Source organism: Pseudomonas farris (genome assembly GCF_019145235.1).
Classification (GTDB): domain Bacteria; phylum Pseudomonadota; class Gammaproteobacteria; order Pseudomonadales; family Pseudomonadaceae; genus Aquipseudomonas; species Aquipseudomonas farris.
Genome location: NZ_JAHSTV010000013.1, coordinates 134960 through 148049, shown reverse-complemented (window position 1 = coordinate 148049; position 13090 = coordinate 134960). Strand labels below are relative to the sequence as shown.

The following is a 13090-nucleotide window of genomic DNA, read 5'->3' as shown; positions in this document are numbered from 1 at the left end:
CCGCTGGGGGGGTAGTCGGTTATTCGGCGCCGGTGGTGGCAGTTACTTGTTTGGCCAGTGCCTTGCGGCACTTCTGGATGCGGGTCTCGTTGCCGGCCTTCGAGTACAACTCAGTGGAGCGCTCAAGATGCTTGAGCGCGGTTTCCCACTGTTCGGCCTCCATGGCGCGCATGCCGATCAGCTTGTGGTACTTGGACGGGATCTGTTCAGTCAGCTCCCATTCATCATCGACACGCGGCAGCAGGTCGGACAGGTACGGCTCCGGACTGCGCTGGGCGTTGTACTCGGCGTAAGCCCACTCGATCACGGCGTCCGCGACGAAGGTCTGCACGTCGCGGCGCTTGAAGCGCTCCGGCATTTCCTGGCCCTGCTCGATCGCGAAGTCGGCCAGCTCCAGCCCGTCTTCGAACTGCTCGGTGTCGAACAGCCAGACCATCACCTGCACCAGGACACGGTTCGGCATCACCAGGCCCGATTCCATGTAGCGCTGGATAAAGTCCTGGTACTTGGGCAGCAGTTCCTCGCGCTTGAGCGATTGCTTGCTGGCCAGGTTCTTGAGCGCGCTCAGGCGCTCCAGATCCTGATCCAGGGACGCTTCCATCAGCAGCAGGTGTTTGCGGGCGTTGGCCGGGCTGCTCAGGGCTTCCGCCGGCGAGTACGCCAGCGGTGCCGCTGCAGCAGCGGCTAAGGCTGCGCCCCCGGAGGCGAGCATGCGGCGCTTGTGCGCAAGGGCCAGGCTCACTTCACCAGCTCCACATTCTCGGTCATCGCGAACTTCTCCAGCTGCTCGATCACGTAGCCCTCATTGCGGCTGTTGTAATCCTCGACGCGGGAGCGCTTGGAGTTCTCCACGGTCTGCTTGCGCCAGCTCGAATCCTGGAAGTAGATCGACAGGTTGTCCCAGCTGGTGACCACCACGGCGTTGACTGGGAAGAACGGCACGCTGAAGCTCGGCAGGCCGCCGTAGGTGGCGATCACCTGGGCTTCTTCAATGCGCTCTTTTTCGGTCGGCACGTCGCCTTGCTTGGCGTACAGCTTTGCCTTGTCGGCCGCCAGTAGGTCAGTACCAATAATGGCGATCAGGTCGCCGCCATCACGCAGGCGTTCGTCCACCATCTGCTTGGTGTCATGCACCAGGGCATCAAGGTTGGCGTAGTCGCCATCCACGCCCAGGACTACCTTGCCGGCGGTCTTGCCTTCCTTCAACACCTGGGCCGGGATCTGCTCACGCGCCTGCTGCAGCCAGCCCTTGTTCACGTCCTGCAACATCGGGAAAGCGGCAATATCGGTCTGCGGGGCGGCGTGGGTGCCATGAAAGCCGACCATGATGCGGTCCAGGGCGATCTGTTTCTGCACCGCAGCGGAATAGCGCTGATGGAAGTCCGGGAACTTGGCCCAGGCGTCGATTTTCGCGTACGGCAGGCCCACGTCGGATTCGGTCGAGGAGAGTTCGTAGGTGGTCTGATCCAGCGCCGATACGTCTTTGGCTTCGCGGTCGGTGGTCTTGGTGTTGGTGCGGCCGGTGACCGGGCCAGAAACACCGATAAACACCTTTTGACCTTTGATCTCGGTCACCGGAATGACGTTGATGCGCTGCAGGAAATCCGACTTGGCGGTAATCGCGTCGTTCAGTTCCTGGGCGATCGTCGGATCTACGCTGAACTGCTTGCTGGCCAACTCAACACCATAGGTTTCGGCGATGTCGAGCTGCAGTTGTGCAAACATTTTCGCGCCGTAGGCGCTCAGATTGGCCATGTCAGAGCACCCGCGCTTTGGCTTTGTCAGCTGCGCCAGTGGTGCGCGGCAGTTGACGGCCAGTGGTGGTGTTCTGCAGTGCGGTGAACTGCTTTTGCAGGTTCGACAGTGCAGCCAATACGGCTTTGTTGGAGCCGCCACCCTTGCGTGCAAACTCGCGCTCTTCTTCTGCAGTGGCGACGATTTCGTCCACTGCCGCGCTCACGTCATCGATCGGGGCTTGATCGGGTTCTGGTGCTTCTTCGGCTGCAGGCTCGATCACGGCCTGAATGCCGGCAGCGACAACCAGCAGCTGCGCCAGCAGGGCTTTCAAAGCCGTTGCGGTAGCTTCATCCATTGGGGGTTTGCTCTCGGTTGGGGTTTGCGGGGAGGTTTCGGTAGAGCTGTCTTCAGCGCTGAAACGCTTGAACAAGCCAGTGAGCAACGCGGTGAGCTTGCCCAGCTCACCCTTGGGCTCGTTTTCGCGGAAGGAGCCCAGCTCGACAGAAGCGGCGTAGTAAGCGTCCCGACTGGTCCGGCTGGAAAAATAGAGTTCCTGAGTACCCACGCTGGCGGGCTCGTCAGTGACCGCGATACCGGTCATGTAGGCTTTGCCACGGCCACGGAAATTCGGGCGAATTTCAATGCTGGTGAAGACCTTTTCACCGGCGTCATTCAGGCGCAGCAACTTGTCGTTGGGTTTCAGCTGCGCTTCAAGCGCGACTTGGCCAGGCTCCAGATCCTCGGCGTCCTCAATGAGGCGCACCGCGAATACAGTCCCGAAAGAACCGAACCAGCGTTCGTGTTCGCACCAGATAACGGCCGTGTACAACGCCGGGTTATACGTCTCGGCGATATCGCGCAGTTCCTGGGGAAGGATCTCGCGGCCATCGACGGTCGGGCCGCTGGTGGCAACACGTTTCCAGTAGGAGACAAGGGAACGGGGCATGGGTGGTAACTGCGCTCAATCGTTGAATGAGCCGCTACGATAGGGAGCCGTTTGCCCTCAAACAAACGGTTCAAATTCGTGTTTCTCCTATATCCGCGATATAGGCGGATCACGGAATTTAACCCCGCGTTTCCGGCGTTTTCGCCGCATAGACTGCGGCCCATGAACTACCCGACCGAAGTCAAAGAAGCCGCAAAACGCCTCTACCTGCGCCGTTGTTCGGTGAAGGAAATCCAGGCGCATTTGAAGCTGCCCAACATCCGCATCGTCTACTACTGGATCCGCCAAGGATGCTGGGACGAGATGCTGACGGACGAGGAACCGCTGACCGCCATCAGCCGGCGAATCACCCTGATCCTGGAGAAAGTCGACACGCTGACCAAGGGCGAACTCGACGAATTGGAGCGCCTGACCACCCTGCGTGAACGCCTGATTAAGCAGTCGGCGAAGCCCGCGCCGGGGGCGCCGTCCGAAAGTCCGGACGAGCCCCGGGAACGCCCCTCTGGCCAGCGCCGCGATCGGGGCGATGGCGGCGGCAAGAAGCGCGAAAAGAAGGCCAAGAACGACATCAGCGGCCTGACCGAAGTGGACTTCCTGGATAAGTTCATCTCCAAGATGTACGGCTACCAGAAAGAGCTGTTCGAGGCGAAACAGAACCCGCTGACGCGCCGAGTTCGGAACATCCTCAAAAGCCGTCAGGTCGGCCTGACCTACTACTTCGCCGGCGAAGCATTCATGGATGCCGTGCTAAGCGGTGACAACCAGGTGTTCCTGTCCGCCAGCCGATCGCAGTCGGAAATTTTCCGTAGCTACATCATCCAGTTCGCCCAGCAGTGGTTTGGCATCGAGCTGACCGGCAACCCCATCACCCTCAGCAACGGCGCCGAACTGCGCTTCCTCAGCACCAATAGCAGCACCGCCCAGGGCTACCACGGCCACGTCTACGTGGACGAATATTTCTGGATCCGCGACTTCGAGAAATTGAGCACCGTGGCCAGCGCCATGGGCACCCACAAGAAATGGCGTAAAACCTATTTCTCGACGCCCAGCGCGGTGTCGCACCAGGCGTACCCGTTCTGGTCGGGCGAAGAGTTCCGCAACAGCAAGCGCGGCAAAAAGGCCGGCGGCGTATGGCCCAGCGAATCGGCCTATACGCAGGGCGCGCTGTGCCCGGACGGCCAGTGGCGCAAGACAATCACCCTGGACGATGCTATCGCCGGGGGCTGCGATCTGTTCGACCTCGAGCAACTGCAGCTGGAGTACGACGAGGACAAGTTCCAGCAGTTGTTTTACTGCAAGTTCATCGACAGCACGCAAAGCGCTTTCAGCCTCAAGGATCTTGAGCGCTGCTACTCGGATCTGTCGTTGTGGGAGGACTACAACCCGGATCTGGATCGTCCGTTCGGCAACAGTCCGGTCTGGCTCGGCTACGACCCGAGCCGCACCCGCGACGACGCCACCTGCGTAGTCATTGCTCCGCCGCTCGAACCCGGGGCGAAGTTCCGGATCCTGGAGAAGCACAGCTGGCGGGGCCATTCGTTCACCTACCAAGCCGCCCAGGTCAAGAAGCTGACCGAGCGCTTCAACGTCCAGCATATCGGCATCGACGTTACCGGCGTGGGCTACGGCGTGTTCGACCTGGTGCGCGACTTCTACGCCAAGGCGACGCCGATTCACTACAGCCTTGAAGCGAAAAACGCCCTGGTACTCAAGGCCCAGGACACGATCCAAGGCAGTCGCATCGAGTGGGACGCCGGCTGGACCGACATCGCCCAGGCCTTCCTGACCATCAAGCGCGGATCCACCAACAGCGGCCAGATCACTTACAGCGCTTCGCGCACTGAGGCCACCGGTCACGCCGACATCGCCTGGGCGGTGATGCACGCTCTGTCCAACGAACCTTTGAATACCAACAAGCGGCGCCGCAGCCGCTACGTCACGAGTAACCACAGCAGCCATGGCCAACCGCAAACGCAAAAAACCTCACGTAGCCCAACAACCGCAACAGCCGATGCGCTCCTTCACATTCGGGGAACCCGAGCAGGTGCTGTCCGGCAATATCGGCGAGTACGTGGGAGTGTTTCCCAGCGACGACGGCAAGATCTACAAGCCGCCGGTGTCCCGGGTTGGGCTGGCCAAGTTGCTGCGCGCCAACGCGCACCACGGCGCCATTCCGAAGTTCAAGCGCAACCTGCTGCTGCGTGAGTTCATCGCCTCGGCCGGCTGCAGCACGCAGACCATGGGACGGGCCGGCCTGGACTACATGGTGTTCGGCGAAGCGTATCTGCTTCGCCATAGAAATGCCTTTGGCCAGGTGCTGGAGCTGCAGCACCTGCCGGCGATCAACATGCGGGTAAAGGTGGGTGGCGGATTTGTGATGCTGCTGCCCGACAACAAGGAAATGGAGTTTGAAGAGGACGAGATCGAACACGTCCTGGACTACGACGTGGAACAAAATATCTACGGCGTGCCGGACTACCTGGGCGGCCTGCAGGCGCTGCTGCTCAACGAGGCCGCGACGCTGTTCCGCCGCCGGTACTACAGCAACGGAGCGCACGCCGGCTACATCTTCTACACCAATGACCCCGACCTGACTGAGGAAGACGAGGACGAGCTGCGTGCACAGATCAGTGCCAGTAAGGGTGTGGGTAACTTCCGCTCGATGTTCGTCAACATCCCAAACGGCAAGGAAAACGCGATCCAGATCATCCCCGTGGGTGACTTCCAGGCCAAAGATGAACTGGAGAAGGTGAAAAACATCACGCGAAACGACGTCATTGCCGCCTGGCGCATGAACCCCGCGCTGGCCGGCATCATCCCGGAAAACACCGGTGGCTTCGGCGACATCGAGAAGATCGATCGGGTGTACACCAGCAACGAAATTCGGCCGATCTGCCAGCTGTTCAACCAGCTGAATGACACGCTCAGAGAGGATAGGCGATTCAGCTGGCGATCAGCACCAGAAGCAGTGGATACCCCTACATGAAGCGCCAAACAGAGAGAATACCACTACATATTGTGGCAATATGGTGGCGATCAGCTGCCCCTGGGGAGGGACACAATGAGAGTTGTATGCAAATGCGGACACAAAGGCCGCATCGCTTCGCGGGAAGAAGTGACCATGGATTTTGTGAAGCTTTACTGCCAGTGCCTGGACGCAAAGTGCGGGCACACCTGGGTGGCAAACCTGACGTTCTCACACACGTTGAGCCCGTCGGCGCAGTCATTCGAAAGGATGCTTTTCGATCGCCTGCGGGACATGCCAATGGCCAAACAGCGGGAGCTGTTCGAACAGTTGGGATCGCAGGCCATGGCGTAGAGTCCGACCGCAGACACGGGAGCATCGGCGATCGGAATCATTCAAAAAATGGGGCTCAGCTCCTTACCGGCTCTTTTGGGTTGATTGCCAGTATCTCGGCCACTCGGCGGACTTGTTGCTGCTCCACATGACTTAGCCGGCGGTACAGATCGATCAAACGACGCTCAATATCGGTGAGCTCGGTTGTGTCGAACTCAGTGGTATCAAACGAAGTTTGATCGTTCTTCTTGCGATCCAACATGCTTACTACTCCATAACGTGCATTGCTGAATCGACGTTATCGGGGCGGCAAACAGCTTTGAAACGGGGACGCGACAATGAGTCATGTGCTTTGTTGCAAGTTAAGGCCTATGGCGGGCCGCATCGTCTGCCATGGCTTCAAGGAAGCGGCGAATCGCTTTTTGATCATCATCGGAGATGGTTCTGAACTGGTTTATCAACTCCTCTTCCGAAGCGCTAAAAAGTTGACCCAATGGAGTCGCTCGCCGCCCGGTGAGCACGTATGCCGCATCAACACCGCGCTCTTCAAGCGCCGTCACGTATCGCAGGTCGAGAGAACTTGCTCCCAATTCGTAGTTTTTCTGCGTGCCCCGACTGACCCCAAGAAGTACACCAAAATCAGTTTGATTTAACCCCAAGCGCTCGCGCTCTTCCCTGAGGCGTTCACCCACTCGATCCGCTATGAGCATTTTTTTAGTCACCACCATTGACTTGATCATTTTTTTGACCAAGAATCACCACAGACAAACGCAAATAAACATAAACGAACAAGGGGAACACTATGCCCGCCACTGTTACGCACGAGCAAGCCCGGGCGGCTCTCGATAGAAAAGGCGTCAGCATTGCAGAGTTCAGTCGCAAACACGGACTGAACAAAAATTTAGTCAGCGACCTATTGAACGGTCGGATCAAAGGTCGCCGTGGGGAGGCACATCGAGCCGCCGTGCTGCTTGGTATCAAAGACGGCGAAATCGAACAGTAGTGGCAGCGTCCAGCAGGGAAAAGTAGAAGATGAAAAGCCCGATCCTAGAAACTCGCAAAGATGTCATGAGCGAGATCATCCGTAGCTACGCAGGCGGACGCGAAGCTGCTGCAGCACGCTTGGGAATGAAGCTCAAAAAGTTCGACAACCACGCATACGAAAACGCCGGTTGCAGTCCTCTCAATGACGCACAGGTCTACCTGCTCGAGCAGGACTGTGGCACCCACCACTTCCCGAACTACGTAGCTGCCTTGTACGGCGGACTGTTCGTGCCGGTGGCAGACCCCGAGACGCTGGACAACGTCGAGATGTACGCCCGGTCGGTGCAAGTAGCAGCGAAACGTGGGTGTGTTGACCAGGCCATAGCCAAGGCTCTTGAAGACGGCTCGATCAGCAAAGAAGAAGCCGAGCTGATCCTCAACGCTCACAACCTCCACATGGCAGCACGGCACGCGGAAGTGCTGGCAGCCATCGATCTGTACCGCTCCAAATCGGTGAACGGCCAATGAACAATCTGCCTGCAGTAGAGGAATATCAGGACATGCTTAAAGCCGCGGCATTGGTGTTCCTTGAACGGCATCAGTGCGAACACCTCGGCGATGATCAGCAGCTGCTCAAGCGTGCAGTTCAACACCTGGTGGCGGACTTCGAAGTACTGACCCCAACCGCCGAACGAATGGTTCATCTGGCCTACAGCAATCTGTCTGCGGCCAACGATCGGCAGCGCCTGGATGTTCTGACCAGCACGCCGACGCACACCGTCATTACCGACACCGCCACCGGTGAGGTTTGGGCTGTCCCTGTCAGCCTGATCTATGAACGCATCCTCAACGCACCGGATAACGGTCGTTTTCGCGTAACCACTTCGTAACACCCAACCAATAAATCCCCGATCCCCAGCCCCGTGGGTTTGGGTGAGCTGCGCCCGAAATTGAGGTTTGACGATGGAAAACGCCATGAACATCAACGCAAAACTGACGCCGGACGAGGCCGAAGCGCTCTTGGCCAACCTGCGCGAACAGTACCGTCTCAGCCTCAATGAACTCTGGTACGCAGACCAGTACCGCCTGATTCCGGATGGCCTGCGCCACGGATCAATCCTCGCCAACTGCCCCGTGATGGCCGCTCAGAAACATCTGATCGGCGCCCTCACCCTCTGCCTTAAAACAGCGAAGTAACTCATGAAAGAACAACTGCGCAGCGACGTGATCGAGCGCCTGAAAACCGACTACGGGCTCAAGCATCGGGCAAACACCGACTACATGCGCGGCGGTACCTGCCCTAAATGCCGTCAGAAAACCCTGTACACGCGGTATTCGGCTCCGTGGCTGGTGATTTGTGGCAGGCCTGAAAAGTGTGCCCACACCCTGCACGTGAAAGAGCTGTACGACGAGCTGTTTGAGGACTGGAGCAAGCGTGCACCGGCAACCGATCAAAACCCCAACGCGACCGCCCGCGCCTATCTGGAATTTGCCCGAGGCTTCCGCATCGAGCTGATCCAGGGCTGGTTCACTCAGGAAAGCTTCTACTCCGTCGAACACAACGCCGGCAGCGCCACCGTTCGCTTCGCCCTGGAGAAAGGTGGCTGGTGGGAACGACTGATCGATCGGCCGCACCGCTTCGGAAAGATGAAAGCGCGGTTCAAATCCAAGGACAGCTATCGCGGTGTCTGGTGGTGCCCACCTTGCGTGGATCTGCTCGAGGCTAAAGAGATCTGGATTGTTGAGGGCATTTTTGACGCGATCGCCCTGGTTCACAACGACATCGCGGCCGTGTCGGCCATGTCCTCAAATGCGTTCCCCGAAGAGTCCCTACGGACGCTCATTCGTACCCGGGAGGGAAAACTGCCCAAGCTGGTTTGGGCGCTCGATAACGAACCGGGTGCCCACGCCTACACCAAACGCTGGGCGAAGCAGGCGCGAGCCCTTGGGTTCGTCTGCGAAGCCGCACAAATCCCACTTCGTGACGGTCGCAAGACTGACTGGAACGACCTGCATCAGCGTTGGGGCTTCATCGAACACGAGAGCGAGCGCGCCGACCAGGTCGCAGCCGATCTCAAGCAAGCACGTCACCAGGGCGCACTGCTGCTGGCCGAGAGCGCCGCCGAGAAGGCGTTGCTGATGTACGACTGGAACAAGCGTGGGGAATTTCACCTCGGCTTCGGTAACCGCCTGTACTGGTTCAAGTTGGACATGGAGAAATTCAACCGGGCGATGCAGGACATCGAGGACAGCGAGAACCACGACGACCAGTTGCTCAATCAATCACAGCAGCGCGAGAAGGCACTGCAGCAGTCCGGCAGCGTCGTCGAGATCGCCAACTGCTACCCACAAGCCCTGTACTTCCAGCGCAACGAGGTCACGGACGAGTCTTGGTACTACGTGCGCGTCGACTTCCCCCACGACTCCGAGAGCGTGAAGAACACTTTCACCAGCGGCCAGCTTTCAGCTGCCAGCGAATTCAAAAAGCGACTGCTTGGTATGGCTGCTGGCGCCATGTACACCGGGAGCGGCCAACAATTGGACAAACTTATGAAGGATCAACTGTTCGGCATCAAAACCGTTTCGACGATCGACTACGTGGGCTACAGCAAGGAATACGGCTGCTACGTCTACGGCGACATAGCTATCAAGGAAGGCGTCACCTACAAGGTCAACGGCGAGGACTATTTCGAGTTCGGGAAACTACGCCTGAAGACGCTGCAGAAAGGCGTGCCCATCAAGCTGCAGCGCGATGGGAAAGACTTTGACGAACAGTGGCTGCAGTTGCTGTGGACGTGCTTCGGCGCCCAGGGGCTGGTAGCGCTGGTGTTCTTCTTCGGTTCGTTGTTCTGTGAGCAGATCCGTGCCCGCTACCAATCGTTCCCATTCCTGGAAGCCACTGGTGAGGCCGGTGCCGGTAAGACCACCCTGCTCAATCTATTGTGGAAGTTGCTCGGCCGGGAAGGCTATGAAGGTTTTGACCCGATGAAGTCCACGAAAGCCGGGCGCTCGCGACTGATGGGGCAAGTGTCGGGTATGCCGGTGGTGTTCCTGGAAGCCGATCGTCACGGCGACGATCGATCGCACGCCAAAACGTTCGAGTGGGACGAGCTGAAAGACTTCTACGGCGGCGGCACCCTGGCCACCAAAGGCGTGAAGACTGCCGGCAACGAAACTTATGAACCGCCGTTTCGCGGGACGATCGCCATCAGCCAAAACGCCGCAGTAGTCGCCCATGAAGCGATCATGACACGGATCGTAAAGCTGCATTTCATCCGGCCGACGGTCACCCCGGAAAGTCGCGCAGCAGCAGACAAGCTGAACGCTTTGGACGGCGGCACGCTCAGTCACTTCCTAATTCGAGCCGTCGGCAAAGAGTCCGCCGTCCTCGAGCTTTTCGCTCAGCGCATGCCTGAACACGAGGCCAAGCTGCGCCGCCTGCACACCCACTGTTTTGCTTGCGGCACCGAGTATCCCAACGAGCATGGCAACTGCAGCAGCTGCGGTTATGACCTGCGCGGATACATCCGAGTCGAGCGTATCAGCAAGAACCACGCTCAGCTCCTTTCCCTGCTCGATGCCTTGCGTTTGATCCTGAAGCTGGACGAGCCCCAAGTAGCAGCTACCCAACGTCAGATCGTCCGCATGGCCATCGAGCGCCAGGCGTCGATCAGCAATGACCACCCGGCTGTTGCAGAGTTTTGGGAGGTGTACGACTACCTCGAATCGCTGAGTGAAGACCCCATGGTCGACCACAGCAGCGACCCAAGCATCATCGCGATCAACCTCAACGAATTCAGCGAGCGCGCCGCTGAACACAAACAGAAGTTGGCCGACGTGGCCACCTTGCGCGACCTGCTCAAAGAGTCGCGATCGCACAAATTCCTGGAAGCAAACAAAGCGGTACACAGCGCCGTAAGGGCTGCACTGAACAGCAAAACACCACTGGCGCCTGGTCGTCCCACGACGGTCAAGTGCTGGATTTTCAAAGCGTAAGGGAGGCTGCACCAATGCAAATCCAAATCTTTATGGGCAATGCCGGCGACGGCAAAACGAGCAAGCTGCTGGAAATCCAGGATCGACTGGAATGGATGGGCAAAAGCCACCCGGTCATTCAGGCAGGTGCATATGGCGAGAATGGTTTGCTGCAGATTCTGGAAGTTCGTGCTGCAGCTGGCCAGCGCGAGATCCTGGTAGACGAGTGCAGTCCTCAGCAGATTTTGAGCGTGCTGGAGTGGCAAGCATGCACTGAGGAAGATCCTGATTACACCGACCTGGTTATCCACCTGGCTCGCCAGGACTGACGGACAAGAGAAGCGATGTCGAGGAGTTGGCCCTCCCCGACATCAACCACCACTGAGGGCAATACCATGCAAGCACAGCACCAAAGCAGCAGCGATTCGAAGGCTAACACATTGGCCAACATTGACGCCCAGTCCGCCCGGCATCTGATGGCAATTCGGATTGTCGGCACTGCGTTGTTCGATTACCAGGTGCGGAAAACCGACGATGCGCGGATCCGTCTTGAGTGCCTTACCGGCTTCGCCAAGGAGCTTGGCGACATTGATGCGGCCGAATTCGCCGTTGTAGCTCAGCTGTTGGCTGGCCATTCATCGACTAAGCACGAAACAACTGTTCGGACTTTCTCACTTGAAGGAGCAACACTATGAAAACGTTATTTGTCCTCATGGCCCAATACAACGGTCAGGTGGTCATTCCCTTGGAGCGAGTCTGTAAGGATTACTTCACTCATCTCACCACGGACATGTTCCAGAGAAAGGTGGGGGCCGGGCAAATCAAGATTCCCATCACGCGCATGGAGCCAAGCCAAAAGAGCGCAAAGGGTATTCACATCACGGACCTTTCCGAATACCTGGATGCTCAGCGCGCCGCAGCCGTCAAAGAGAACAATCAGCTGAACCGCGCGCCACGCAGTAGCTAATTCACTTCAGTGTCCTGGCGCCCAATTTTACGGGCGCCTGTAGGATTTTCTCGAACCATTTCCAGTTTTCGTAGGCGTCACCGCGTCCACGAAGGTGGGTGTAACGCCGCATTGAGTTCCAATCGCGATGCCCCGATACACTCGCTACCCGAGGAATGTCCCAGTCCATTTCGAACAGCCGGCTAACGCCGTCGTGGCGAAGGTCATGAAAGTGCAGATCTTCGATAGCAAGTATCTGACAAGCCCTGGTCCAGGATGTGGATACGGACTCTGCACTGTACGGAAATATCTCAGGCAGTACCTTCGGCATGGTTTGGAGAATGGCCCAGGCTTCCGGCGGTAAATGGCACCAGACATCGTTACCGATCTTCTGGCCGGGGTTTTTCATGTCGCGCACCAATACCCGCTGGCCCACTTCATCCAGATCCGTCCACAGGATCCGCGTAATTTCTTCCTGCCGGCGAGTTGAGAACAACGCAAACCCGGTCATTTTGAGCATGTTGATCGACGTTGGGCGACGGGCTTGGATACCCTCAAAGTGCGTGAGTAGCTTGTCGAGTTCATCCAACGTCGGGCGTCGGTCGCGCTCACGACTTTTCATGTTGTACCCCAGCTTTTTCAACACCCGCCGGGCATCCGTCATTGCGTGCGGAGCGACTTCGTAGCCCCAAGCAGGCCGAGCAATCGACAGCACCGCGCCCAAATGCGCCAAATCATTACCAGCCGTCTGAGGCTGTACATTCCCGCCCTCCTTGCCCATCCGCCACAGCGCATACTCCACCAACTGCTGACTGTTGATGTCCTGGTCATTCAATTTACCCAGGTATGATTCGCTGATCGCTTTGAGCGTGGCGAGCTTGGTCTTACCCAAAGGCCGGACCTTCTCCATCTCAATCAAATAACGGTCGATCATCTCCTTGACCGTGGTGCCTTTGCGATTTGCCCGCTCGATCGCGCCTGGCTCGTCCAGCTCCGCTTCGCGCTTTCGAGCCCATGCCAGGGCAGCCTGTTTCCGGGCGAAGGTCTGGCACTCTTGGTAAACTATTACCCCTTTGTTTTTAAGGCGGATTTGGACCGTATAACTGACCGATCCGTCGGCCTTCTTTCTTGCTCTAATGGTTGCCATCGTTCCAGTGGTACAAATGAGAAAGTGAGTGGTACATTTTACCACCGGCCTTTAAAA

General features: G+C 58.1%; 17 protein-coding genes. 10 read left to right on the top strand and 7 right to left on the bottom strand.

Going from position 1 to position 13090, the window contains the following annotated elements; all coding sequences use genetic code 11:
* Positions 1-19: 19 nt before the first annotated feature.
* From gpM to KVG95_RS25055, 3 genes are read right to left on the bottom strand one after another with little or no spacing between them, the layout of a single operon-like run.
* On the bottom strand, positions 20-742 hold the full coding sequence (gpM, locus tag KVG95_RS25065) for a phage terminase small subunit (protein WP_217858304.1): 723 nt from the start codon (positions 740-742) through the stop codon (positions 20-22).
* On the bottom strand, positions 739-1755 hold the full coding sequence (locus tag KVG95_RS25060) for a phage major capsid protein, P2 family (protein WP_217858303.1): 1017 nt from the start codon (positions 1753-1755) through the stop codon (positions 739-741). The genes gpM and KVG95_RS25060 overlap by 4 nt, the downstream gene beginning before the upstream one ends.
* Position 1756: 1 nt before the next feature.
* Positions 1757-2683: a GPO family capsid scaffolding protein gene (locus KVG95_RS25055; RefSeq protein ID WP_217858302.1), complete on the bottom strand. Its 927-nt coding sequence runs from the start codon at positions 2681-2683 to the stop codon at positions 1757-1759.
* A 162-nt stretch (positions 2684-2845) separates the two neighbouring features.
* Between KVG95_RS25055 and KVG95_RS25050 the strand changes: the two genes are divergently transcribed.
* The 3 genes from KVG95_RS25050 (at position 2846) to KVG95_RS25040 (ending at position 6002) form a co-directional block, all read left to right on the top strand.
* Positions 2846-4888 carry a terminase large subunit domain-containing protein gene (locus KVG95_RS25050; RefSeq protein ID WP_217858301.1) on the top strand — a complete coding sequence of 681 codons (2043 nt, stop codon included), beginning with the start codon at positions 2846-2848 and terminating at the stop codon, positions 4886-4888.
* A complete protein-coding gene (locus tag KVG95_RS25045) occupies positions 4800-5669 on the top strand; it encodes a phage portal protein (protein ID WP_217858352.1) in 870 nt (289 codons plus the stop codon). The genes KVG95_RS25050 and KVG95_RS25045 overlap by 89 nt, the downstream gene beginning before the upstream one ends.
* A gap of 75 nt (positions 5670-5744) precedes the next feature.
* Entirely contained in the window at positions 5745-6002 is a 258-nt protein-coding gene (locus KVG95_RS25040; protein ID WP_217858300.1) for an ogr/Delta-like zinc finger family protein, read from the top strand.
* Positions 6003-6057: 55 nt separating this feature from the next.
* Here the strand turns inward: KVG95_RS25040 and KVG95_RS25035 are convergent, their stop codons facing one another.
* Positions 6058-6243 carry a hypothetical protein gene (locus KVG95_RS25035; protein WP_217858299.1) on the bottom strand — a complete coding sequence of 62 codons (186 nt, stop codon included), beginning with the start codon at positions 6241-6243 and terminating at the stop codon, positions 6058-6060.
* Between the two features lie 100 nt (positions 6244-6343).
* Positions 6344-6691, bottom strand: coding sequence for a helix-turn-helix domain-containing protein (locus KVG95_RS25030; protein WP_217858351.1), 348 nt, complete (start codon positions 6689-6691; stop codon positions 6344-6346).
* 92 nt (positions 6692-6783) lie between these two features.
* Here KVG95_RS25030 and KVG95_RS25025 point away from each other — a divergent pair, with 92 nt between their 5' ends.
* From KVG95_RS25025 to KVG95_RS25000, 6 genes are all read left to right on the top strand, one after another.
* On the top strand, positions 6784-6984 hold the full coding sequence (locus KVG95_RS25025) for a DNA-binding protein (protein WP_018929266.1): 201 nt from the start codon (positions 6784-6786) through the stop codon (positions 6982-6984).
* A 29-nt stretch (positions 6985-7013) separates the two neighbouring features.
* Positions 7014-7493: a YmfL family putative regulatory protein gene (locus KVG95_RS25020; protein WP_217858298.1), complete on the top strand. Its 480-nt coding sequence runs from the start codon at positions 7014-7016 to the stop codon at positions 7491-7493.
* On the top strand, positions 7490-7855 hold the full coding sequence (locus tag KVG95_RS25015; RefSeq protein WP_217858297.1) for a hypothetical protein: 366 nt from the start codon (positions 7490-7492) through the stop codon (positions 7853-7855). The genes KVG95_RS25020 and KVG95_RS25015 overlap by 4 nt, the downstream gene beginning before the upstream one ends.
* 73 nt (positions 7856-7928) lie before the next feature.
* Complete coding sequence (locus KVG95_RS25010) at positions 7929-8162, top strand: hypothetical protein (RefSeq protein ID WP_217858296.1); 234 nt, start codon at positions 7929-7931, stop codon at positions 8160-8162.
* A gap of 3 nt (positions 8163-8165) precedes the next feature.
* A complete protein-coding gene (locus KVG95_RS25005; protein ID WP_217858295.1) occupies positions 8166-10961 on the top strand; it encodes a toprim domain-containing protein in 2796 nt (931 codons plus the stop codon).
* A 14-nt stretch (positions 10962-10975) separates the two neighbouring features.
* Positions 10976-11269 carry a hypothetical protein gene (locus KVG95_RS25000; RefSeq protein ID WP_217858294.1) on the top strand — a complete coding sequence of 98 codons (294 nt, stop codon included), beginning with the start codon at positions 10976-10978 and terminating at the stop codon, positions 11267-11269.
* A gap of 42 nt (positions 11270-11311) precedes the next feature.
* On the opposite strand, the gene KVG95_RS24995 is transcribed toward KVG95_RS25000, so the two are convergent.
* A complete protein-coding gene (locus tag KVG95_RS24995; RefSeq protein WP_217858293.1) occupies positions 11312-11575 on the bottom strand; it encodes a hypothetical protein in 264 nt (87 codons plus the stop codon).
* A gap of 56 nt (positions 11576-11631) precedes the next feature.
* Between KVG95_RS24995 and KVG95_RS24990 the strand changes: the two genes are divergently transcribed.
* A complete protein-coding gene (locus tag KVG95_RS24990; protein ID WP_217858292.1) occupies positions 11632-11907 on the top strand; it encodes a pyocin activator PrtN family protein in 276 nt (91 codons plus the stop codon).
* 1 nt (position 11908) lies between these two features.
* Here KVG95_RS24990 and KVG95_RS24985 read toward each other — a convergent pair whose 3' ends face one another.
* Positions 11909-13033, bottom strand: a complete 1125-nt coding sequence (locus KVG95_RS24985) for a tyrosine-type recombinase/integrase (RefSeq protein WP_217858291.1) — start codon at positions 13031-13033, stop codon at positions 11909-11911.
* Positions 13034-13090: the final 57 nt, after the last annotated feature.

Excerpts from the sequence above, each read along its gene's own strand:
- KVG95_RS25060 (WP_217858303.1), bottom strand. The coding sequence starts at position 1,755 with ATGGCCAATCTGAGCGCCTACGGCGCGAAAATGTTTGCACAACTGCAG.
- KVG95_RS25055 (WP_217858302.1), bottom strand. The coding sequence starts at position 2,683 with ATGCCCCGTTCCCTTGTCTCCTACTGGAAACGTGTTGCCACCAGCGGC.
- KVG95_RS25050 (WP_217858301.1), top strand. The coding sequence starts at position 2,846 with ATGAACTACCCGACCGAAGTCAAAGAAGCCGCAAAACGCCTCTACCTG.
- KVG95_RS25040 (WP_217858300.1), top strand. The coding sequence starts at position 5,745 with ATGAGAGTTGTATGCAAATGCGGACACAAAGGCCGCATCGCTTCGCGG.
- KVG95_RS25035 (WP_217858299.1), bottom strand. The coding sequence starts at position 6,243 with ATGTTGGATCGCAAGAAGAACGATCAAACTTCGTTTGATACCACTGAG.
- KVG95_RS25030 (WP_217858351.1), bottom strand. The coding sequence starts at position 6,691 with ATGCTCATAGCGGATCGAGTGGGTGAACGCCTCAGGGAAGAGCGCGAG.
- KVG95_RS25025 (WP_018929266.1), top strand. The coding sequence starts at position 6,784 with ATGCCCGCCACTGTTACGCACGAGCAAGCCCGGGCGGCTCTCGATAGA.
- KVG95_RS25020 (WP_217858298.1), top strand. The coding sequence starts at position 7,014 with ATGAAAAGCCCGATCCTAGAAACTCGCAAAGATGTCATGAGCGAGATC.
- KVG95_RS25015 (WP_217858297.1), top strand. The coding sequence starts at position 7,490 with ATGAACAATCTGCCTGCAGTAGAGGAATATCAGGACATGCTTAAAGCC.
- KVG95_RS25010 (WP_217858296.1), top strand. The coding sequence starts at position 7,929 with ATGGAAAACGCCATGAACATCAACGCAAAACTGACGCCGGACGAGGCC.
- KVG95_RS25005 (WP_217858295.1), top strand. The coding sequence starts at position 8,166 with ATGAAAGAACAACTGCGCAGCGACGTGATCGAGCGCCTGAAAACCGAC.
- KVG95_RS25000 (WP_217858294.1), top strand. The coding sequence starts at position 10,976 with ATGCAAATCCAAATCTTTATGGGCAATGCCGGCGACGGCAAAACGAGC.
- KVG95_RS24995 (WP_217858293.1), bottom strand. The coding sequence starts at position 11,575 with ATGGCCAGCCAACAGCTGAGCTACAACGGCGAATTCGGCCGCATCAAT.
- KVG95_RS24990 (WP_217858292.1), top strand. The coding sequence starts at position 11,632 with ATGAAAACGTTATTTGTCCTCATGGCCCAATACAACGGTCAGGTGGTC.
- KVG95_RS24985 (WP_217858291.1), bottom strand. The coding sequence starts at position 13,033 with ATGGCAACCATTAGAGCAAGAAAGAAGGCCGACGGATCGGTCAGTTAT.